Annotated in this window: 19 protein-coding genes; 7 read left to right on the top strand and 12 right to left on the bottom strand. The window is 53.6% G+C overall.

The window, feature by feature from the left end; translation table 11 throughout:
- The first annotated feature begins 54 nt into the window (after positions 1–54).
- From hisE to C12CBH8_RS03665, 4 genes are all read left to right on the top strand, one after another.
- Positions 55–381 carry a phosphoribosyl-ATP diphosphatase gene (gene hisE / locus C12CBH8_RS03680; protein ID WP_215533560.1) on the top strand — a complete coding sequence of 109 codons (327 nt, stop codon included), beginning with the start codon at positions 55–57 and terminating at the stop codon, positions 379–381.
- A 90-nt stretch (positions 382–471) separates the two neighbouring features.
- A complete protein-coding gene (locus C12CBH8_RS03675) occupies positions 472–918 on the top strand; it encodes a GNAT family N-acetyltransferase (RefSeq protein WP_215533559.1) in 447 nt (148 codons plus the stop codon).
- Positions 919–1,015: 97 nt separating this feature from the next.
- Positions 1,016–1,783: an ABC transporter ATP-binding protein gene (locus C12CBH8_RS03670; RefSeq protein WP_090266813.1), complete on the top strand. Its 768-nt coding sequence runs from the start codon at positions 1,016–1,018 to the stop codon at positions 1,781–1,783.
- The gene (locus tag C12CBH8_RS03665) at positions 1,773–3,791 is read left to right on the top strand and encodes an ABC transporter permease (protein WP_215533558.1); all 2,019 of its coding nucleotides are present in this window, start codon (positions 1,773–1,775) and stop codon (positions 3,789–3,791) included. The genes C12CBH8_RS03670 and C12CBH8_RS03665 overlap by 11 nt, the downstream gene beginning before the upstream one ends.
- A 104-nt stretch (positions 3,792–3,895) precedes the next feature.
- On the opposite strand, the gene C12CBH8_RS03660 is transcribed toward C12CBH8_RS03665, so the two are convergent.
- Positions 3,896–4,462, bottom strand: coding sequence for a DUF1836 domain-containing protein (locus tag C12CBH8_RS03660; RefSeq protein ID WP_090266684.1), 567 nt, complete (start codon positions 4,460–4,462; stop codon positions 3,896–3,898).
- 133 nt (positions 4,463–4,595) lie between these two features.
- Here C12CBH8_RS03660 and C12CBH8_RS03655 point away from each other — a divergent pair, with 133 nt between their 5' ends.
- From C12CBH8_RS03655 to pdaA, 3 genes are all read left to right on the top strand, one after another.
- Complete coding sequence (locus C12CBH8_RS03655; protein WP_099323355.1) at positions 4,596–5,291, top strand: SGNH/GDSL hydrolase family protein; 696 nt, start codon at positions 4,596–4,598, stop codon at positions 5,289–5,291.
- A 230-nt stretch (positions 5,292–5,521) separates the two neighbouring features.
- Positions 5,522–5,758, top strand: a complete 237-nt coding sequence (locus tag C12CBH8_RS03650) for a hypothetical protein (protein ID WP_215533557.1) — start codon at positions 5,522–5,524, stop codon at positions 5,756–5,758.
- Positions 5,759–5,796: 38 nt separating this feature from the next.
- Positions 5,797–6,600 (top strand): delta-lactam-biosynthetic de-N-acetylase, encoded by an 804-nt coding sequence (gene pdaA, locus C12CBH8_RS03645; protein ID WP_090266690.1) that lies wholly within the window; start codon positions 5,797–5,799, stop codon positions 6,598–6,600.
- Between the two features lie 79 nt (positions 6,601–6,679).
- On the opposite strand, the gene gatB is transcribed toward pdaA, so the two are convergent.
- The 11 genes from gatB to C12CBH8_RS03590 form a co-directional block, all read right to left on the bottom strand.
- A complete protein-coding gene (gatB, locus tag C12CBH8_RS03640) occupies positions 6,680–8,113 on the bottom strand; it encodes an Asp-tRNA(Asn)/Glu-tRNA(Gln) amidotransferase subunit GatB (RefSeq protein WP_215533556.1) in 1,434 nt (477 codons plus the stop codon).
- A 14-nt stretch (positions 8,114–8,127) separates the two neighbouring features.
- Positions 8,128–9,585: an Asp-tRNA(Asn)/Glu-tRNA(Gln) amidotransferase subunit GatA gene (gatA, locus tag C12CBH8_RS03635; protein ID WP_215533555.1), complete on the bottom strand. Its 1,458-nt coding sequence runs from the start codon at positions 9,583–9,585 to the stop codon at positions 8,128–8,130.
- 13 nt (positions 9,586–9,598) lie between these two features.
- The gene (gene gatC / locus C12CBH8_RS03630) at positions 9,599–9,886 is read right to left on the bottom strand and encodes an Asp-tRNA(Asn)/Glu-tRNA(Gln) amidotransferase subunit GatC (protein ID WP_090266697.1); all 288 of its coding nucleotides are present in this window, start codon (positions 9,884–9,886) and stop codon (positions 9,599–9,601) included.
- Positions 9,883–10,230 carry a phosphoribosyl-AMP cyclohydrolase gene (gene hisI, locus C12CBH8_RS03625; protein WP_215533554.1) on the bottom strand — a complete coding sequence of 116 codons (348 nt, stop codon included), beginning with the start codon at positions 10,228–10,230 and terminating at the stop codon, positions 9,883–9,885. Before hisI ends, gatC begins: the two co-directional genes overlap by 4 nt.
- Positions 10,227–10,943 (bottom strand): 1-(5-phosphoribosyl)-5-[(5-phosphoribosylamino)methylideneamino]imidazole-4-carboxamide isomerase, encoded by a 717-nt coding sequence (gene hisA / locus C12CBH8_RS03620; protein ID WP_215533553.1) that lies wholly within the window; start codon positions 10,941–10,943, stop codon positions 10,227–10,229. Before hisA ends, hisI begins: the two co-directional genes overlap by 4 nt.
- Before the next feature lie 184 nt (positions 10,944–11,127).
- Positions 11,128–11,703 (bottom strand): imidazoleglycerol-phosphate dehydratase HisB, encoded by a 576-nt coding sequence (hisB, locus tag C12CBH8_RS03615; protein WP_215533552.1) that lies wholly within the window; start codon positions 11,701–11,703, stop codon positions 11,128–11,130.
- Positions 11,700–12,761, bottom strand: a complete 1,062-nt coding sequence (locus C12CBH8_RS03610; protein WP_215533551.1) for a pyridoxal phosphate-dependent aminotransferase — start codon at positions 12,759–12,761, stop codon at positions 11,700–11,702. Before C12CBH8_RS03610 ends, hisB begins: the two co-directional genes overlap by 4 nt.
- A gap of 10 nt (positions 12,762–12,771) precedes the next feature.
- A complete protein-coding gene (hisD, locus tag C12CBH8_RS03605) occupies positions 12,772–14,061 on the bottom strand; it encodes a histidinol dehydrogenase (RefSeq protein ID WP_215533550.1) in 1,290 nt (429 codons plus the stop codon).
- Entirely contained in the window at positions 14,058–14,696 is a 639-nt protein-coding gene (gene hisG, locus C12CBH8_RS03600; RefSeq protein ID WP_215533549.1) for an ATP phosphoribosyltransferase, read from the bottom strand. Before hisG ends, hisD begins: the two co-directional genes overlap by 4 nt.
- Entirely contained in the window at positions 14,693–15,904 is a 1,212-nt protein-coding gene (hisZ, locus tag C12CBH8_RS03595; RefSeq protein WP_246441687.1) for an ATP phosphoribosyltransferase regulatory subunit, read from the bottom strand. Before hisZ ends, hisG begins: the two co-directional genes overlap by 4 nt.
- A 103-nt stretch (positions 15,905–16,007) precedes the next feature.
- Complete coding sequence (locus tag C12CBH8_RS03590) at positions 16,008–20,420, bottom strand: PolC-type DNA polymerase III (RefSeq protein WP_246441684.1); 4,413 nt, start codon at positions 20,418–20,420, stop codon at positions 16,008–16,010.
- Between the last annotated feature and the right edge of the window lie 5 nt (positions 20,421–20,425).

The following is a 20,425-nucleotide window of genomic DNA, read 5'->3' as shown; positions in this document are numbered from 1 at the left end:
TATACTTTCCTTAGCTAAAGCGATGCAATTTACTGTAATGGAGGAACTCATAGTATGCAAGACGTCATCAAAGCGCTGTATCAAGTGGTACTGGAGCGTAAAGCCCAGCCTCAGGAGGGATCCTATACCTGTTACCTCTTTGAGCAAGGGGTGGATAAAATCCTCAAAAAGGTGGGCGAGGAAAGTTCGGAGGTCATCATCGCCGCCAAAAACGGGGAGAATCACGATACTGCCAATGAGATCTGCGATTTGCTTTATCATCTGCTTGTGTTGATGGCGGAGCAGGGCATCTCGGTGGAAGAGGTCAACGCCATTTTGGAACAGCGCCGTCAGAAAATCGGCAATTTGAAGCAGTTCCATCAGACCGATCACAATTCCTAATCTTTCTGGAATGCGTTCCATCTCACCCTTACACATAGCGCATTGGCTTTTTGGGTCAATGCGCTTTTCTCATCTTTAGGAGGTCCTTCTATGCAAATAAAACCCATCCTTCACAACAAAAAAGATTATTTGGATCTGCTGCTATTGGCCGATGAACAGGAGGATATGATCGATCGATACTTGGATCGAGGCGAGATGTTCGCCTTATCCCACCAGGGGGAAGTAGTTTGCGTCTGCGTGATGACTCGGGAGGACGACGGGATGTACGAAATTAAAAACATCGCCACCCATCCCGATCATCAGCGCAAAGGATACGGCAGATGCATGATCCAGTTTGTACTGAGCCACTATAAACAGGATGGCAAAACCCTTCTGGTGGGGACAGGCGATAGTCCCCTCACCATACCATTTTATGAACGATGCGGCTTTTCCATGTCCCATCGGGTCAAGGATTTCTTTACCCAAAATTATGACCATCCCATCTATGAAGACGGTGTTCTGTTGCGGGATATGGTCTATCTCAAGCGGGAATTCTAGCAACCCCAAAACTCTTACAAAATTGAAAGAATGGCGTAAGATACATCGATACCACCGTCCCTAGGGCCATGCTACAATGGAAGGCGAGGTGATTTTTGTGAAAGAGATTCTACACATCGAAAATGTGGAAAAATATTATGGAGGCCGCGGCAACGTCACCAAAGCCATTGACGATATCAGTTTATCGGTTTACGAGGGGGAATTCATCGGCATTATGGGGGCTTCCGGATCGGGCAAGACCACTCTGCTCAACCTTATCTCCACCATCGATCTGGTCAGCGCCGGACACATCTTGATCAACGGCCAGGATATCACAGAGATCTCGGAAAAACATCTGGCCCGATTCCGTCGGGAAAATTTGGGATTCGTCTTCCAGGACTTTAATCTGCTGGACACCTTGACCATCCGGGAAAATATCGCCCTGGCCCTCACCATCAACCGCTGTCCGGTTTCTCAGGTGGATCCCGCCGTCCAGCAGGTAGCCGGGCAACTGGGTATTTCGGACATTCTGGAAAAATTCCCTTACCAGGTGTCCGGCGGACAAAAACAGCGTTGTGCCTGTGCACGGGCCATCGTCACCCATCCACAGCTCATCCTGGCCGATGAGCCCACCGGCGCCTTGGATTCCAAATCGGCCCAGATGCTATTGGAGACCATCTCCTCCATGAACACCCAAATGTCGGCCACCATCCTGATGGTGACCCACGACGCCTTTTCCGCCAGCTATTGTCAGCGCATCCTATTCCTCAAGGACGGACGCATCTTTAACGAAATCCTGCGGGGGGACAAATCCCGCCGCCAATTTTTCAACGAGATTTTAGACGTCATGGCTCTGCTGGGAGGTGACCTCTCGGATGTACGTTAAATTGGCCCTTCGCAATGCCAAACGCAGCGCCCGCGATTATCTCATCTATTTTATCACCATCGCCATGACCATGTCCCTGATCTTTGCCTACAATCTCATGCTTTATTCCGACGAGATCCGCGGTCTCAGCTCGTCTATGGACAGCATGACACAAATCATCGGAATGGTCACCATGATGGTGGCGTTTATCACCGGATGGCTCATCCATTATACCACCCGGTTTATCCTCCAGCGACGCAGCCGGGAATTCGGCACCTATTTGCTCTTAGGGATGGAGAAAACCACGATCAGCCGGATGTTTTTGATAGAAAATCTGATCATCGGACTTCTGGCCCTCCTGTGCGGTATGGCGATGGGAACGCTGCTCTACCAAGTGTTCGCTTCCATCATCATGAATGTGTTTGGCAGCCCTTACCGCATCTCCCTGTTTCTCTCTCCGGAAGCCGTCCTTCTCACCCTGATCTACTTTCTGGCCATCTATCTCTTTGTGTTATGGCGCAGCCGTCGCACCTTCCGCAAATCCCGCATCTACGATTTTATGGTTGCCGACAAGCAAAATCAGCATTTGAAACGGCTTCATCCTGTTTTGTCCACTTTCTTTCTATTTTTATCCGTCTCTTCCATGGCTCTGGGAATTTGGATCTTATCCTTTCTCCCGGATCCTCTCCAATACAGTCGGTACATTTTGGGAATCCTTTCTCCCCTCGTTCTGTTGTCCGCCGGCGTGATTTTCCTGGTCATCGGCATCTATGGGTTCTCCATAACGTTCTCCTCCTTTCTTCTGCTTTTGCAGAGACACTGGAACGGAATACGATACAAAGGCCTCAACCTCTTCCTGCTGCGGCAAACCACGTCCAAGGTCAAAACCAACGGTTTTATCATGGGCACCATCTCTTTGCTGCTGACCGTCATGCTGCTCTCTGTGTGCAGTGGATTCCTCTTTAATTCCACTTATGAATCCACCGTACAGTCGGAATCCCCGTTTGACGTGCTGCTCTATTACGACAGCCAGGAGGATGTGGACTTCTCCCCAGCTGTAGACGTCGTGGAACAAAACACCCAAGTGGAAGCTTCTAGCTTTTATCATGTTTATCAGTCTGGGCAGTCGGATGTCACAGACCTTTTGCTCAATCAGACCAACTATATTCAACAGTTCCCTTATTTCCCGCCCTACGACCTTTGCATGCCTGTCTCCACCTACAATCGATTGTGCTCTATGTTGGGGTATTCTTCCATCCGGCTGGAGGATAATCAATATGCTGTCCACATCGAGACACAGCCCTATGAACAAGTCTTAGAAAAGGCCCTTCCCTCCAATTCTATCCGGATTGGGGACCAAGATTTGACCTTTTCCGACGTCTTTTGTTTTCCCTTTGCCCAATGGGCGCCCAACGGGTTCGGATTTGTGATTATCGTGCCGGATCACCTCTGCAAGAATTTGGACATCGCTTCCTCGGTCATGGCCTTCTGTACCGCTGAACCTGCGCCGCTGGAACTCCGTAATGAACTCTATGACGTGCGTGAGGCCCTCACCAACCAGGACGGAGATCCCATACGACAAGGGTATTTTACGCCTATTGTACAGTCCTATTCCATGGACCACAACCGGTCTGTTTATACCATTTTATCCTTTGCCGTATTTTACCTAGGCATTGTACTGATCTTCATCTGTGCCACTATTTTGGCCATTCAGCAGCTCAGCGACGCCGCCAAATACCGCTATCGGTACGATATCCTGCACAAAATGGGGGTCGGCGAAAAACGAATCGGGCATTTGATCTTCCAGCAGTTGGCCATCTACTTCGGTATCCCCCTCATCTTACCGGTCTGCCTTTGCATCCCATTGACCGGCATTATCAACGAGGCTTTTTCCACCATGCTGGGAGCTTCCCAGTCGGCTTATTGGTATCTGCTCGCCGCCTTCGGTCTTTTCCTTGTAATTTACCTCTGTTATTTTGTGGCCACTCTGGTCAGCTTTAAACGAGGTATCTTATCGGATAAACGTTGATGAACGCTTCCTTTTTGATCTGATACAAAAAAACAGTAATCGAGAGAATTTTTTAAGATTCTTTCGATTACTGTTTTTTCTTTTGGGCAACCTAAAAACAGACGTCACCTTTTGCCTGTTTCCTCTTTTCTCTTTTCGTTCTGTTCCTTCAGGCCGGCAAAGATCCGCTGGGCCGCCACCCGACGTGTCGCCGCCTCAACGCTCAATTGCAGTGCCAGATGCATCAGATGGTCGGAATCCTCCTCTTCTTCCTCTTGCAGTGATTCTCCCATCCAGCCGGACAATTGGGAAAAACAATGATCCAGCATCTCACACAAATCATTGTGGAAAGTGGGACGCTGTTCCTCCGGCACCTGTTCCAGCAACAATGCGATATCCGAGATGGGAAGCACCGGTTTGAGCGTACACACGGTGAGCAAATCGGCCAGATGCCTTTTCTGATACTTCTTCCCCTTGGGCCGGGGGACAAGTCCATCCTTGACGTAGTTGTTGATCATGGAGGAGGTAATCCCCTTTTCCTCCTTTTGTTTAAAAGCCGTCAGCTGGCGGTCCAGGTAGGTGATGACCTGATCCATATACAATTCCAAATCGGGAAGTTCATCCCATCGGGCCAAATGATTGTGCTCCATCTGCCCCATCCACTGGGTAAGATCGGGTAATCTAGATTCCATGGTTTCTCCACCTTTTATCTATTTCTATTTATTAAAATAGTATAAACTATTTTTTATAAATTTGCAAACCGCTTGACATTGTTTTTATAAAAGTATAATATAGTATTATAAACTATATCACGAGGTGATACTTATGAGCAACATTAGTTACAATCTTTCCATGTGGGGAGACTCCGTATTGCGGGGGGTTGTTCTGGACGAAAAAAGAGGCCGCTATACCACATTGAAAAATCGTGATATGGAAATCTCTCTGGAAAATATGGGAATCCAAGTGAGCAACTGTTCCCGATTTGGTTATACAGCCCCCAGGGCTAAGAACCTCCTCCTTCACACGTTGGAGGATGGGTATCACTGTGACGCCGTCATGCTGGAGTACGGCGGCAATGACTGCGATTTCAACTGGGCTGAAGTGGCAGCCAATCCGGATGCCGATCACTTTCCCAACACCTCTTTGGAAGAATTTGAGAAGTGCTATACCGAAATGATCGAGGCTCTCCAGAAGCAGAACATCCAGCCCATCCTGCTGACCCTTCCGCCTCTGGACGCTGTGCGCTATCTCAACTGGATCACGAGAAACGGCCTGAACCGGGACAGCATTCTAAAATGGCTGGGGGATGTGTATCGCATTTATCGATTCCACGAGCGGTATTCCATCGCCGTCAGCCATCTTGCCAAGCGGTATGGCTGTCCCCTTTTGGACATCCGCGACGCCTTCCTCTCCCACCCCGATTGCTCTCAGCTCATGTGTGCCGACGGCATCCATCCCAATGAAAAAGGCCATCAGGTGATGGACAAGGCCATGCTGCAATTTGTAGGCCAGATATGCTGATCCGATACGCACTCTGAAGAAAATTTTTTCGCGGCAGGACAATAATCGAAGTATTTTCTTACCCCCTCTTTGCATACCATTGTGCAGGAGGGGTATTTTTGTGCGATACGATCACCCCACACATCGGCGGGCCGCTCGCCGCAAAAGCGGCAGCCGCTGCACAAGTCCGGAACGTCTGCATCAGGAGATGTTCCCTTTTCATCGGTGCGCGGACGGCATGGAGGGGTCTTATGAAATTTATTGTATTAGGGAAAAAGCATCTCATTGCCCTGGGACTTGTTCTCCTGGTGGGGGTATTCGTACTGCTGGCGGCTGCACAGGGTATGTCCCAATCGGCTGCTGCCGGAGGACGTTCTGTAAGCCGGACAGTTTCCTCTATGCCCTCCTCCAGCCAGATGGGGATCCAGAATCCAGTCAGCTTGGCAGCTACACCCCAGCCTGGTATAAATGCATCCAATCCGTCATAAGCATAGAGTATCTTATGAGGGTGAGATGGTGAGCAGTTATGTTTTATGTGATTCGCAAGAAACATCTGGTGATCGCGCTGATCTGCTGTCTGCTGGTGGTGGGGGTACCGCTGGCAGTAACTCAATTCTCAGGGCAGACGGTGGCTACGGCGGCGGATAATTCCAACTGGGGGCTCAGCTTTCAGGAAAACGGCAAGACCCCTGTGGGCAATGCAACCGCCGAAGCACTCAAGCAGGTAAACGCCTACTATGCCGGACCATCCGATCAAAAGGTCATCTATCTGACCTTTGATGCCGGCTATGAAAACGGTTATACCCCTGCGATTCTGGATACCTTAAAAAAACACAACGTCAAAGCCGCCTTCTTTGTGGTGGGCAATTACATCGAGACCAGTCCCGACCTAGTCAAACGCATGGTGGAGGAAGGTCATATCGTGGGCAACCACACCTACCATCATCCCGATATGTCCAAAATCGCCGATCCCGCCTCCTTCCAAAAGGAGATGACCTCCCTAGAAGAACTGTTCAAAAACACCACCGGCCAAGAGATGCCCAAATACTACCGGCCGCCCCAGGGCAAATACAGCCAATCCAATCTGCAAATGGCCAACGAAATGGGATACAAAACCGTGTTTTGGAGCCTCGCCTATGTGGACTGGTATGTGGATAAACAACCCACTCCGGAAGAGGCTTTTCAAAAGCTGATCCCCCGCATTCATCCTGGCGCCGTCGTCCTTTTGCACAGCACCTCTAAGACCAACTGCGATATCTTAGATGAACTCTTAACCAAATGGGAAGCCGAAGGATATACCTTCGGTACCCTGGATCAATTGTGTGTGTAAATCCCGGTCCCCTATAAAAAAATCCCCTGTGCCAAACAAATCTGGCACAGGGGATTTTTTTATTCTATTCTTTTTGGTATTATTGGTCTCCCAATGCTTTGTGAAGCAGGCTGTTGATCTGCTGCGGATCGGCCTTACCCTTTAGCTCCTTCATACATTGGCCCACTAAGAATCCAAATGCCTTTTGCTTGCCGCCCTTGTAGTCGGCCACCGATTGGGGATTCATTTCCAATGCCTTCTGGATGACGGCCTCTACCATACCAGTGTCGGACACCATTTCCAGGCCCTGTTCCTTCACATAAATTTCCGGATCTACGCCTTGGGTGAACATGGCTTCGAACACCGATTTGGCTGTGTTGCGGTTGATGACGCTCTTTTCCACCAGTCCGATGAGCTTTGCCAGCTGCTCTGGTTTTAACGTCATATCCTCCGGCTGGGTGTCGTTTTCGTTGAGACGGCGGAAAATATCCCCCATGATCCAGTTTGCCACCTCTTTGGGCTGGTCACACAGCTCCACCGTTGCCTCAAAGAAATCGGCCATAGCCTTAGTGGCTGTGATCATGCGGGTATCGTATTCCGGCAAACCAAGTTGCTCCCTATACCGCCGCTGCTTTTGATCGGGAAGCTCGGGAAGCTCTTCCTTTACCCTGTCGATCCACTCCTCCGAGATGCACACCGGCGGCAAATCCGGTTCCGGGAAATAACGGTAGTCCTGGGCGTTCTCCTTGGACCGCATGGCAAAGGATTCCCCTTTGTTATCGTCCCACCGCCGTGTCTCCTGACTGACCTGTCTCCCCGACTCCAGCACACTGATCTGTCGGTCTGCTTCGCTCTGGATAGCCCGGGCAATGGCTTTAAAGGAATTCATATTTTTCATCTCGGTGCGGGTACCAAACTCCTTTGTCCCAACCGGACGCACCGACAGATTGACGTCGGCCCGCAAGGAACCCTCCTGCATCTTGCAGTCGGATACGCCGATGTACTGCAAGGTCGCCTTTAGTTTTTCCAGATAGGCCATCACTTCGTCGGCTGAACGGAAATCCGGCTCCGATACAATCTCCAAAAGCGGGACGCCGCAACGATTGTAGTCGGCTAAGGTGCAGTCTTCCACCGGATCATGCACCAATTTTCCGGCATCCTCCTCCATATGGATTTCATGGATGCCGATGACCTTTTTCTCATCCCCCACCTGGATTTCCACCCCGCCGTTTTGGCAGATGGGAAGATACAATTGGCTGATCTGATAAGCTTTGGGCAGATCGGGATAAAAGTAGTTTTTGCGGTCGAATTTTGTGGTGCGGGTGATGGCGCAGTTGGTGGCCAGTCCTGCCCGGATGGCGTACTCCACCACGTTTTTGTTGAGGACGGGAAGCGTCCCCGGCATACCGGTGCACACCGGACAACAGTGGGTATTGGGATCCCCGCCGAATTCCGTGGTACAGGAGCAAAAAATTTTGCTCTTTGTGCTCAGTTCCACGTGGACTTCCAAGCCCACGACAATCTCATACTTCATGACGTTCCCCCTCCTCACTGCGGTTTTTTACGGTGGAAATCGGTGACCTGCTGATAAGCGTGCGCCGCGTTGAGCAGTGTCTTTTCCCCGAAGGCCGGACCGATCAGCTGCATACCGATGGGCAGTCCTTGGCCGTCGAATCCGCAGGGAGCCGACAAGCCCGGCAGTCCCGCCAGATTGACCGACACGGTATAAATATCGCCCAGATACATTTTCAGAGGATCGTCCAGATTTTCGCCCAGCTTGAGGGCCGTGGTGGGAGCCACCGGTCCCAGCAGCATGTCGTATTTGCGGAAGGCTTTGTCAAAGGCCTGCTTGATGAGAGCGCGCACCTTCAAGGCCTTGTTGTAATAGGCGTCGTAGTAGCCGGAGGACAACACAAAGTTGCCCAACATAATCCGGCGCTTGACCTCCATGCCGAATCCCTGGCTCCTGGACTTGAGATACAGGTCGTAGAGATCCTCATAGTTCTCCGCCCGGAAGCCGTATTTTACGCCGTCGTAGCGGGAGAGGTTGGAAGACGCCTCCGCGCTGGAGATGATATAATAGGCCGGCACAACGTATTCTACCAGAGGCATGGGGAATTGTTCCACCATAGCGCCCAACCGTTCCAGCTCTTTGGCGGCGGCCAGAACCTTCTCCTTGACCTGGGGATCCAGGCCCTCGCCAAAATAGTCGGTGGGAATGCCGATGCGCAGTCCCTTCACATCCCCGGTCAGCCCCTCATAAAATCCGCCGTCGGGATGCTCCACCGAGGTGCTGTCCTTGGGATCCTTTTTCGTAATGATATCTAAGGACGCCGCTACCGTCGCCGCATCCCGGCCCAAGGTTCCCACCTGATCCAGGGAGGATGCATAAGCCACTACGCCGTAACGGGACACCGTGCCGTAGGTGGGTTTGATGCCGGTGACGCCGCAAAAAGATGCCGGTTGACGGATGGATCCTCCGGTATCGGTGCCCAACGTATAAAAAGCTTCGGATGCCGCCACTGCCGCCGCCGCGCCGCCCGACGATCCGCCGGGCACGCGGGAGGGATCCCAAGGATTCTTACAGATACCGGCATAGGACGTCTCGGTGGTGGATCCCATGGCGAATTCATCCATGTTGAGCTTTCCCACCACCACAGCGCCGGCCTGTTCCAAGCAGTCGGTGACGGTTGCATTGTAAGGCGGACAGAAGTTATAAAGCATCCGGGAACCACAGGTGGTGGTCATCCCCTTGACGCAGATGTTATCCTTTACCGCCACCGGCACGCCGAAGAGAGGACCGTGCCCTTCCCCGGCATCCACTTTTTTCTGTACCATCTGGGCCTGGGCGTTCGCACTCTCCCGGAAGGTGGCCACATAAGCATGCAGCGCCGGATCGGTGGATTCAATGCGGTCCAGGAGAGCATTGGCCGCTTCGGCCACGCCTACTTCCCGCTTTTTGATCCGTTCCCCCAGATCCAGCGCATCCAATTCCCATACATTCATCTGTCTCCCCTCCTTATTCCACTGCCTTGGGTACCTGGTAACAACCGTCCTGCTGCTGAGGCGCATTTTGAAGCAGCTCCTCCCGGTCGGCCGAGGGGCGGCACACGTCTTCCCTCATCACATTGCTCACCGGCAGTGTGTGCGACATGGGTTCTACATTGTCGGTATCCAGTTCACTGAGTTTGTCCATATAGGAGAGGATATCACCCAGATCCTTCTCCGCCCGTTTCTTCTCCTCTTCTGACAATTCCAGACGGGAAAGCTGGGCCACGTAATCCACAATTTCCGGGGTAATGGTCATAAAGTGTCCTCCTTTGGCGTTTGCAGCGGGATGGGTTTGAAAAAGCAGGAGTGGGAACCGGTATGGCAGGCAGGACCTGTCTGTTCCACCGTCACAAGCAGGGTATCGTCGTCGCAGTCGGCCATTAGTTTCAGCACCTTCTGCACGTGCCCTGACGTGGCTCCCTTATTCCAAAGTTCCTGCCTAGACCGACTGTAAAACCAAGTGTATCCGGTTTCCAGCGTCTTTTGCAGGGACTCTTTGTTCATATAGGCAAGCATCAGTACTTGTCCAGTGGACGCCTCCTGCACGATGGCAGGGATGAGTTCTCCCTTCCGAAAAAAACGATCCAAATCCAAACTCATGCTTTGGCCTCCTTTGCCGCTTTGCCCAAATCCAGCGTCCCCTCATACAGGGACTTGCCGCAGATGGTTCCGTAAAGATTCATGGCCTTGAGCTGACGGATATCATCGATATCCCGGATGCCGCCGCTGGCGATAATATCACAGCTGACGGCCTCATTCAAAGCGCTGAGCTGCTCCAGATTGGGACCGGACAATGTGCCGTCCCGGGAGATATCGGTAAAAATAATGCATTGCACGCCGGCCTGTTCCATCTGACGGGCAAGGTCGATGTAATGCACATCCGAAGTCTGCACCCATCCTTGGGCTGCCACCATTTCGTTGCGGGCGTCGATGCCGACGGCGATGTGCTTCCCCCACTTTTTGGCCGCCTTCTTGACAAAATCCGGATCCCGGATGGCGGCCGATCCTAAGATGACCCGGGAAATCCCATGGGTCAGATAGAATTCCACCGTCTCCATATCCCGGATACCGCCGCCCAATTCCACTTTCATACCGCTTTTCTCCGCGATTTGGAGGAAGAGATCACGGTTTTTCGGCGAACCTTCCTTGGCGCCGTCCAGATCCACCATATGCAGCCACTTAGCTCCCGCTTTGTGGAACCGATGAGCCGTTTCCATGGGATCGTCGGCCACCTTATGGGCTGTGGAAAAATCTCCTTTATACAAGCGGACGCATTGGCCGCCGCGAATATCAATCGCCGGTAAAATAATCATAATCCTACCTCCATTTACACGCCGCCTCCTACATCTCACCATGAGAAAAGCCTGCGCATTGTTGTAATAATTATACCACCGGCTCCCCTATAAGAAAAGGGGCGTACATTAGAAAACGGGGGGAAATCCGCAAAAAATGGAGACTCATCCATTTTTTCTCGTTTTTCCTCCCGTATCCTGAGCGTTATGCCAATACGCCTTTTGTGGATAAAATTCCATCCCGCGGAGAGACAGCCTCCCGCATGGCCCTGGCCACCGCTTTGAACATGGCTTCAATCTGATGATGGGCATTCTTTCCGTACTCAATGCGGGTATGCAGGGTGATGCCGGCATTGAATGCAAATGCCCGCATGAATTCCTCGGTCATGCAGGTGTCGAACTGTCCCACCTGCTGCTCTTGGAATGCGGCATCAAACACCAGAAACGGACGTCCGCTGACGTCCACCGCCGCAAAAGCAAGCGCTTCGTCCATGGGGACAAAGCTGCTTCCAAACCGGGCGATCCCCGATTTGTCTCCCAGAGCCTCCCCCATGGCTTTTCCCAGCACAATACCGGTATCCTCCACCGTATGGTGGCAGTCGACGTGCAGATCCCCTTTGACGGTCACCTGAAGCCCGAATCCGCCGTGGGTGGCAAAGCTGTTTAGCATATGATCAAAAAAACCGATGCCTGTGTCGATTTTAATCTCCCCTCCATCCAGCTGGAGGATTAAAGCAATATCGGTTTCCTTTGTGGTCCGTTTGATCTGGGCAGTCCTCATACTACTATTCCTCCTCCCAGCTTCTTAAGCGCTCTTGCTACTTCCCTATTTTCCTCAGGCGTTCCGGCGCAGATGCGAAGTCCCCCGGCGATGAGGCGCACGGCGATGCCCTCCTCCTTGAGCCCTTCAAACAGGTGTCTTGCGTGGGGCGTGCGGATGTGCACAAAGTTGGTGCAGGAGATTGCCATACCGGCATTTTGCCATCCGTCTACCATGGGTTTTAACTTTTGATAAAGATCATCCCGGGACGCCAGTATGTTACCTACGCATTCCCGCAAATAATCCGGATGGGAAAGCACGGCCGCTCCAGCCCCTTGGGTTAGACTATTGACGTTGTAAGGCGATTTTACCGCGTGGAGCGCCCTGGTCAAAACCGGATTGGCCACGGCAAATCCCAGACGCAGCGCCGCCATCCCGAACGCCTTGGAACAAGTGCGCAGGATGAGGAGGTTATCGTACTGCTCCACCTCGTCTAGCAGGGACTGATCCCAGAAATCCATATAGGCCTCGTCCAGCACCACCAGGCACTGCACCGACCGAATCAACCGGCGGACTTCCTGCGCCTCTACTCCCAGAGATGTGGGGTTACAGGGATTGGAGAAGATAAGGGCCCTGGCCCCGGTTCTTTGGATCGTTTGAATTAAACCGTCCACGTTGATGGTCAGGTCCTCCCTTTTGGGAGCCTCCACCACCTCCACTTCCGACAGGGAACTGTAAAACGCGTACATGGAGAAGTCGGGCATGACGGTGACTACCTTGTCCCCCTTTTCCAAAAAGGAGGCGGCGATCAGCATGATGAGCTCGTCCGAACCGTTGCCCGCCGTCACAAGCTCCTCACGGATCCGGTAATACTGAGCGAACAAACGGCAGACCTCTTCCGCTTTGGGATCGGGATACCGGTTGCACATGGCTTTCCGGATACCGTCCTCCATCTCCTGCTGGAGCCAGGGCGGCGGCAACAAAAAGGATTCATTGGCGTCCAGACGAATGCGGTACTGCCCTTCAATGGGATCGTAGGGGACCAGATCCCGCACTTTGGCCGCAAGTTGATAAGCCATAGGCGCCTCCTTATTTCTCAAACCGCACGCGGATCGACTGTGCATGAGCGGTCAACCCCTCGGCTTCGGCTAAACACACGATGTCGGGATAGTCCCTTTCCAGAGCTTCACGGGTGTAATAGATAAAGCTGGATTTTTTCACAAAGCTATCCACCGACAGCGGGGAGAAAAACCGCGCCGTACCGCTGGTGGGAAGCACGTGGTTGGGCCCGGCAAAATAATCGCCCAAGGGTTCCGGGCTGTAGTGCCCCAAAAAGACCGAACCGGCGTTGTCCATGCGTCCTACATATTCCATGGGATTTTCCACACACATTTCCAGATGCTCCGGCGCCAGGAGATTGGCAAATTCCACCGCTTCGTCCATGGAGCGGCAGACGATAATGGTCCCGTAATCTTGCAGCGAACGCTCGATGATGTCTTTGCGGGAGAGCTTTTTGCACTGTTTGGCCAGTTCCAAGAGCGTCTCCTGGGCCAGACGGTTGGATGTGGTCAGCAAAATGGCCGACGCCAACGTATCGTGCTCGGCCTGACTCATCAGATCGGCCGCCACATAAGCCGGATTGGCCGTTCCATCGGCCACAATGAGGATTTCACTGGGACCGGCGATCATATCGATGTCCACCACGCCGTACAGCAGACGTTTTGCCGTAGCCACATAGATGTTGCCCGGGCCGACGATTTTGTCCACCTTTGGGATGGACTGGGTGCCGTAGGCCAAGGCCGCCACCGCCTGGGCTCCGCCCACCAAAAAGACCCGGTCAACCCCTGCCACCGCTGCGGCCGCCATAATGGTGGGATTGGGTTTACCATCCTTGCCGGGAGGTGTCACCATGACGATCTCCTCCACACCGGCAATCTTGGCGGGGATGGCGTTCATCAGCACCGATGACGGATAGGCCGCCGTCCCGCCCGGGACGTAGATACCCACCCGCTTGAGGCCGCGGATACGCTGGCCCAAAATGGTGCCGTCCTCCTTGGTGGTCAGCCAGCTCTGCTGCTTCTGACGGGCGTGAAAATCCTGGATGTTGACAGCCGCTTTCTTGAGAGCGTCCACAAACTGGGCGTCGCATTGGGTGAGGGATTCCTCAATCTGTTCTTTGGGCACTTCCAAGGTGTCCGGCGCCTTGCCGTCGAACCGGATGGTATAGTCCCGCACAGCCTCGTCGCCCCCGGCTTTTACCTTTTCCAAAATATCGCTGACAGCGGCCGTCACCTTCTGATCCACTTCACCGCTGCGCTGCTTAAGGGCGGCAATCAGTTCCAGTTCCGATTTGCCGTCCGCTTTGATCATCGGGATCATCTGCTTTCCTCCTTTGCCTGTTCCATTTTTCCGAGAAGGTTCTCAATCTCCTGTTTGCGCAATTTCATGCTGGCCACATTGACGATGAGCCTGGCCGATACCGGTATGATATCCTCAATGACTTCCAGACCGTTTTCCCGTAACGTGGAACCGGTTTCTACAATATCCACAATGGCGTCGGCCAGGCCCAACAAAGGGGCCAGTTCCACCGAGCCTTCGATTTTGATGATGTTGACGTCCATGCCCTTGGACTCAAAAAATGTCCGGGCTACGTTGGGGTACTTGGTGGCGATGGTCTTGGACTGGTATCCCCCGTAGAACGGCTTTCCCTTGGGGCCAGCCAATGCAAACCGACATTTGCCGAATCCCAAATCCATGACCTCGTAAAAACTGCCGGGATGTTCGATGATGACGTCCTTGCCTACCACGCCGAAATCGCACACGCCGTGCTGCACATAGGTGATGACGTCGGGGGCTTTGCTGAGCACCGCTTCCAAACGGCCGTCCCCCACTGGGAGAATGAGCTTGCGTCCCTTGTCGATGAGGGCGGTGCAGTCCATCCCCATCCTTTGGAACATCTTGACGGTGTCTTTTTCCAAACGCCCTTTGGTCAGGGCAATGCGAAGCGGCCTCATTTTGCTTCCCCCTCTCTGACATCCACGGTCCGGACGTCCTTTCCCACAATGTCCACCCGGCCGATGCCCTGTTGTTTCGCATACTCCATAGCTTCCTGCTCCCCTTGGAACACGCTGTTTTCCCCGTGCAAGCCCTGCTCCACCAGATCATCCAAGTGCCGGAGAGCTTTGATCTCGTATCCCGGCAGGCCGTGTACCAGTACGTCGGACGCTTTGGGCGGACAGTATTCCTGCCGCTCCAGCTTGGCCCGCACCAGGCTGTCTACATTGATTCCAAACCCTGTGGCGGGCAGCGGATCGCCGAATTCCTGCATCAGATTGTCGTAGCGTCCGCCCGACAGCACCACGTCGCCGTAGCCCTTCATATAGCCCCGGAAAATGACACCGGTGTAGTAGTCGTTTTGGTGAACCAGGCCCAAATCGATCAGCACCCGTCCCTCAAGGCCCAGGCTTTGCAAGCTCTCATAAAGCTCCTTGAGGTAGGCGATGGAGCCATGGGTCATGTCCTTACAGATGCCCTCCAACTGGCGGAAGACCTCCCCGCCGCCGAACAAGCGGGGCAAGGCCCGCATGACCTGTACCGAAGGACTATCCTCCATCTGATTCAGGATATCGTTGAGAGCGGCGTAGTTCTTGACTTCAATGAGGGAACGGACGGTTTCCCTTCCCTCCTCGTCCAGCCCCAAGTTGGCGGCCAACTCCCGGAAAAATCCCGCGTGGCCGATCTCCAACGTGAAATCCTGGACGCCGCATGCCTGAATGCTTTCGACCGCCAATGCAATGACCTCCAAGTCGGCCCGTTTCCCCGATGCCCCGATGAGTTCCACACCGGTCTGGGCCACCTGATCGCTGCGCCCGGCCATGCTGGGATTTACCCGGTAGACCTCCTGCCGGTAGTACATCCGGATGGGCAGCGGGGCGTCCTTGAGACGGGTGGCCACCATCCGGGCGATAGGAGCGGTGCAGTCGGGACGCAGCACCATCAGCCTGCCCTTGTGATCGGTCAATTTATAGACGCTTTCCAGCGGCATGCCATAGGAATCGCTGGCAAAGACATCGTAAAATTCCAGCGTCGGGGTGTGCACTTCGTGATAGCCCCGCCCCCGGAAAAATTTGGTCAGGGTGCCTTCGGTCCGATTGCGGGCCTCGCACTCCTCAAACAACTGGTCCCGGTTTCCCTCCGGGGTGATCTTGGCGTATCGTTTCACGAAATAACCCCTCTTCTGTTTCAATTTGCTTTATCGTGCTAATAGGATATCACACTAATGTAACGCTGTCAAGTGTATTTTCCAGGACACAAAAAGCACTTTATCAACCAAACAGCGTCATCTGGCTGGTTTCAGGGAGTCCATCCAGGGCGTGGAAGGAACTGAGCGTCTCGATAACCGATTTGCTGACGCCGGCTTTTTGCTGCAAGTCCTCCACCGAGATAAAGGAAGTCACGCTGTCCCTGGCCTCTTGTAGGGCGTCGGCCGCCGCGCCGCCGATTCCCTTGAGGGATCCAAAGGGAAGGCGGATGTTGCCGTCCTCCACCAGATACCGCTTGGCGTCGGATTTATAAAGATGCACCGGCAAAAACTGAATGCCGCGGGCCAAAATCTCCTGTACAATCTGCAAGTTGGAAAAGAGATCCTGTTCCTTGGCGGTGGCCTCCTTGCCCTTTGCCTTAATTTCGTCCATGCGGCGCCGCACCATGGCCTTGCCACTGACGGCTGCTTCGGCGTCAAAGTCCCCGCCTCGGACAGTAAAGTAAGCGGCGTAATATTCCACCGGACGGTGCACCTTGTACCATCCCAACCGCAGCGCCGCAATGACGTAGGCGGCTGCGTGGGCTTTGGGGAACATATACTTGATCTTCATGCAGGAATCCACATACCATTGGGGCACATCGTGCTCCTTCATGGCGTTAAAATGTTCCTCGGTGAGCAGTTTAGTGGCTTTGCCCTTTCGGACGATCTCCATGATCTTAAAGGCCATGCTGGGATCCAAGCCACGGTGCATTAGATAGGTCATGATGCTGTCACGGGTACCGATAACCTGTGAAATGGTACAGGTACCGTTTTTGATGAGCTCTTGAGCGTTGCCCAGCCACACATCGGTGCCGTGGGATAATCCCGAAATCTGCAACAGGTCGGCGAAGGTCTTGGGCTGGGAGTCGATGAGCATCTGGCGTACGAAATTGGTGCCCATCTCCGGCAGGGACAGGGTTCCCGTCTGGCAGTCGATGTCCTCCGGAGTGACGCCCAGCGGTTCCGGCGAGGTAAACAGACGCATGACGTCCGGATCGCTCATGGATACATCCATCACCGGGATACCGGTATTCTCCTCCAGATACTTATAAATAGTGGGAACATCGTGCCCCAGAATATCCAGCTTCAGGATGGTGTCGTGGATGGCGTGGAAGTCGAAGTGGGTGGTAATGACGTCCGACTTTGGATCGTCGGCCGGATGCTGCACAGGGGTAAAGTCCTCCACCACATGGCTGCGGGGCACGACCACCATGCCGCCGGGATGCTGGCCGGTGGTGCGCTTGATGCCGGTACAGCCCTCGATGAGACGCTGTTCCTCGGCCCTGTGCAGAATCATCCCCCGCTCCTCGGCGTATTTTTTGACGTATCCATAGGCCGTCTTGGAGGCGACGGTGGAGATGGTTCCGGCTTTGAACACGTTTTCCCGGCCGAACAATTCTTCGGTATACTTATGGGCAAAGGGCTGGTATTCGCCCGAAAAGTTAAGGTCGATATCGGGGGATTTATCTCCTTTGAATCCCAAGAAGGTTTCAAAGGGGATTTCATGGCCGTCCCGATTGTAGGGGGTTCCGCACACGGGACAATCCTTCTCCGGCAGATCAAAGCCGGAACCGACGCTCCCATCGGTAAAAAATTCGCTGTGTTTGCATTTGGGACACACATAATGGGGCGACAGAGGATTGACTTCCGAGATGCCCGCCATGATGGCGGTAAAGGAGGAGCCAACCGATCCACGGGAGCCCACCAAATATCCGTGGGCCACCGAATCGGCCACCAGCTTTTGGGCGGTGATGTACATGACCGAGAAACCGTGTTTGATGATGGAATCCAGCTCTCGTTCCAAACGATCCTTGACAATGTCGGGCAGAGGATCGCCGTACACTTCCTTGGCCCTGGCCCAGCAGATGTCCTGAAGCTGTTGCTCCGATCCTTCGATGGAAGGTGGGAAGGTTCCGTCCGGGATGGGCTGAATGTTCTCAATCATGTCGGCAATTTTATTGGTGTTCTCCACCACCACTTCATAGGCCTTTTGTTTCCCAAGATACTCAAATTCCTTGAGCATCTCCTCGGTGGTGCGCAGGTACAGGGGCGGCTGATTGTCAGCATCCTGGAAGCCTTGTCCCGCCATGAGGATGCGGCGGAACACCTCGTCCTCCGGGTTCAGGAAGTGGACGTCACAGGTGGCGACGCAGAGTTTTCCCAACCGTTCGGCCAATTTGACAATGGTACGGTTGTGCTCCTTGAGCCCCTCTTCATCGGCTACCGTACCCTGCCGGATCATGAACTCATTGTTGGCAAGGGGTTGGATCTCCAGATAATCGTAAAAGCTGGCGATATCCAACAGCTGGTTAAAGGGACGTCCCGAACGGACGGCGTCGTACAGTTCCCCCGCCTCACAGGCGCTTCCCACCAGCAAGCCCTCTCTATATTTGATGAGCTCGCTGCGGGGAATGCGTGGCTTTTTGTGGTAGTATTGCAGGTTGGACAAAGACACCAATTTATAAAGATTCTTAAGGCCTACATAGTCTTTGGCCAGGATAATCATATGATACGGCCTCAGCTTGAGGGGGTTGCCTCCCGCCAAGGCGGTATTGATGTGGGAAATATCCTTGATTTCAGTGGTTTCCTCCACCAATTTGAGCATCCTCACAAAGATTTGTGCCAGCACCGCCGCATCGTCGCAGGCCCGGTGATGATTGAAGGGATCCAGCTTCAGGTGCTTTGCCACGGTGTCCAGCTTGTGATTTTTGAGCTGAGGGAACAGGCTGCGCGCCATGGGTACGGTATCGATGTAGGTCACGTCAAAGGGGATGCCGCATCGCTTGGCCGCAGCAGCACAGAAAGAGACGTCAAAGGTTGCATTGTGGGCCACCAAAGGAGCGTCGCCACAAAATGCACAGAACATCTCCATAGCCTCCTTTTCCAGAGGCGCATCGGCAACCATCTCATCGGTGATGCCGGTTAGTTCGGTGATTTTAGGCGGGATGGGCTTTTGGGGATTGACAAAGATGTTAAAATTCTCGAGCACCTCTCCGCCCTTGACGCGGACGGCGCCGATTTCCGTGATGCGTTCCGCCGATGCGCTTAAGCCCGTGGTCTCCAAGTCAAAGACAATAAATTCCCCATCAAAAGGCGTCTCCTGCCTCCCTGTGACGGCCGGTACCATGTCGTTGACATAATAGGCCTCGATGCCGTAGATGACTTTAAAGTCTGTGCCGTCTTTGCAGATGTCGCGGCAGGCGTTCATGGCTTCGGGATAGGCCTGCACCACGCCGTGATCGGTGATGGCCACGGCTTTATGTCCCCATTTAGCCGCCTGTTTGATGAGCTTGCCGGCGGGAGTCATGCCGTCCATAGACGACATGGTGGTATGCATATGTAGCTCCACACGTTTTATATCGGCGCGATCCTCCCGTCCCACCGCCTTGACCGTCGAGATAGAGGAGGCGCGCATACTGTATTCCCGGTCGTATTTGTCAAAACTGTATTCTCCATACACCAATACGCTGTTTCCGTTTTTCAGGGAGGAAAGATCGGCCGCCTTCTTCTTGCGCTGGATGACTTTGACCGAGATGGAGCCGGAAAGATCGGTGATATTAAAGCTGAGAATCAGGGTATTTCCGTCCTTGGATTCCCGGCTTTCCAGCCCAAATACCTCTCCCCAAACGGTATAATTTCCCTGTTCGGGAGGGATATCCCTGAGGCGAGTGGGCAAATCCCGGATGGCCTTACCCATGATCACCTGGGCGGAAGCAGGATCGTAGGGCATGTCCCCTACAGGCGCCGACTGCGCCGTCCTTTTGCGCGGCCTCCTTGGCGCTTGTTCCACCGGGGCCGACGGCGGCGCCGGGACAGGTCCCTCCAAATCAAAGGGAACCTCTTCCGGCGGGACGTTTTCTTCCGGCGGCGCTTCGTCCGGGTATGGGACTCCATTTCCCATCTGGGCGGCTGGAGGAATCCAGTCGTCGGTCTGAGGCGCTGGGATGACCTCCTTCGTCTCGGTGACGCCGGTGAACTCCAGCTTGACAAAAAGGCCGAATTGTTCGGCAATCAGCTTTTGCAGCATCTCATCGCTTCGGGTGGATTCCAGCACCCACAGACCTCCATGGGTCAATTCGATGGTCAGGGTCCCGTCCTCCAGGCGATATGTTGCTCCGTCCAACGTGCCGTTGACGCCGGCATTGTCCCGCCGCACATGCTCCACCAAGCTTGGGATACAATCGGGCGTCAGACACTCTTTGGGATAATGGGGACGGATACGCACTTCGGAAAGCCCCAACCCTTTTGCAATCTGATTCTCTGCGGCAAAGAGATCGGTATGTACGACAAAGCATGGAAACCCGATGTCGATTTCCATGCTCTTGTTAAATTCCTCGTATTGCAGATGATTGACCTGGCCGTCCCCTATCTGGGTCAGCAAGGTCTCATCCTGGATGTATTCGCCAAAAACGGCCCAAACGCTTTTTTCATTCATTCTAA

This window comes from Solibaculum mannosilyticum (genome assembly GCF_015140235.1).
GTDB classification, from domain to species: Bacteria; Bacillota; Clostridia; order Oscillospirales; family Acutalibacteraceae; genus Solibaculum; species Solibaculum mannosilyticum.
Note: the sequence above shows the minus strand (reverse complement) of the source record. Positions and strands in the feature narration are given on the sequence as shown.

Excerpts from the sequence above, each read along its gene's own strand:
- C12CBH8_RS03665 (WP_215533558.1), top strand. The coding sequence starts at position 1,773 with ATGTACGTTAAATTGGCCCTTCGCAATGCCAAACGCAGCGCCCGCGAT.
- hisI (WP_215533554.1), bottom strand. The coding sequence starts at position 10,230 with ATGAGTTTGGATTTGGATCGTTTTTTTCGGAAGGGAGAACTCATCCCT.
- gatA (WP_215533555.1), bottom strand. The coding sequence starts at position 9,585 with ATGAATGTATGGGAATTGGATGCGCTGGATCTGGGGGAACGGATCAAA.
- gatB (WP_215533556.1), bottom strand. The coding sequence starts at position 8,113 with ATGAAGTATGAGATTGTCGTGGGCTTGGAAGTCCACGTGGAACTGAGC.
- hisD (WP_215533550.1), bottom strand. The coding sequence starts at position 14,061 with ATGATCCCGATGATCAAAGCGGACGGCAAATCGGAACTGGAACTGATT.
- hisA (WP_215533553.1), bottom strand. The coding sequence starts at position 10,943 with ATGATTATTTTACCGGCGATTGATATTCGCGGCGGCCAATGCGTCCGC.
- C12CBH8_RS03655 (WP_099323355.1), top strand. The coding sequence starts at position 4,596 with ATGAGCAACATTAGTTACAATCTTTCCATGTGGGGAGACTCCGTATTG.
- hisB (WP_215533552.1), bottom strand. The coding sequence starts at position 11,703 with ATGAGGACTGCCCAGATCAAACGGACCACAAAGGAAACCGATATTGCT.
- C12CBH8_RS03675 (WP_215533559.1), top strand. The coding sequence starts at position 472 with ATGCAAATAAAACCCATCCTTCACAACAAAAAAGATTATTTGGATCTG.
- C12CBH8_RS03650 (WP_215533557.1), top strand. The coding sequence starts at position 5,522 with ATGAAATTTATTGTATTAGGGAAAAAGCATCTCATTGCCCTGGGACTT.
- hisG (WP_215533549.1), bottom strand. The coding sequence starts at position 14,696 with ATGAGGCCGCTTCGCATTGCCCTGACCAAAGGGCGTTTGGAAAAAGAC.
- pdaA (WP_090266690.1), top strand. The coding sequence starts at position 5,797 with ATGTTTTATGTGATTCGCAAGAAACATCTGGTGATCGCGCTGATCTGC.
- gatC (WP_090266697.1), bottom strand. The coding sequence starts at position 9,886 with ATGACCATTACCCCGGAAATTGTGGATTACGTGGCCCAGCTTTCCCGT.
- hisE (WP_215533560.1), top strand. The coding sequence starts at position 55 with ATGCAAGACGTCATCAAAGCGCTGTATCAAGTGGTACTGGAGCGTAAA.
- C12CBH8_RS03590 (WP_246441684.1), bottom strand. The coding sequence starts at position 20,420 with ATGAATGAAAAAAGCGTTTGGGCCGTTTTTGGCGAATACATCCAGGAT.
- C12CBH8_RS03610 (WP_215533551.1), bottom strand. The coding sequence starts at position 12,761 with ATGGCTTATCAACTTGCGGCCAAAGTGCGGGATCTGGTCCCCTACGAT.
- C12CBH8_RS03660 (WP_090266684.1), bottom strand. The coding sequence starts at position 4,462 with ATGGAATCTAGATTACCCGATCTTACCCAGTGGATGGGGCAGATGGAG.